1 rRNA gene is annotated in these 266 nt (G+C 58.6%); it reads right to left on the reverse strand.

The annotated features are described in order from the left end of the window. Positions 1-100, reverse strand: a 5S ribosomal RNA gene (rrf, locus tag NJE57_RS19955); the annotation flags it as partial. Positions 101-266 lie beyond the last annotated feature (166 nt).

The raw sequence follows: 266 nt of genomic DNA on the forward strand, positions 1-266 counted from the left end.
TCTCCCACACCCTCTCGAGTGCAGTACCATCGGCGCTGGCAGGCTTAGCTTCCGGGTTCGGAATGGGACCGGGCGTTTCCCTGCCGCTATGGCCGCCGTAACTCTGTGAAACAAGGCCCTCACCGCGGTGTTGTCGCGGATGGGTGTGTTGTTTCAGATACTGCACAGTGGACGCGTAACAATTCTTGGCTTGTTTGTGTGTAAGCCCTCGGCCGATTAGTACCGGTCACCTCCACGCATTGCTGCGCTTCCAGTTCCGGCCTATC

The organism is Dietzia sp. PP-33 (assembly GCF_033790845.1).
Lineage (GTDB): Bacteria > Actinomycetota > Actinomycetes > Mycobacteriales > Mycobacteriaceae > Dietzia.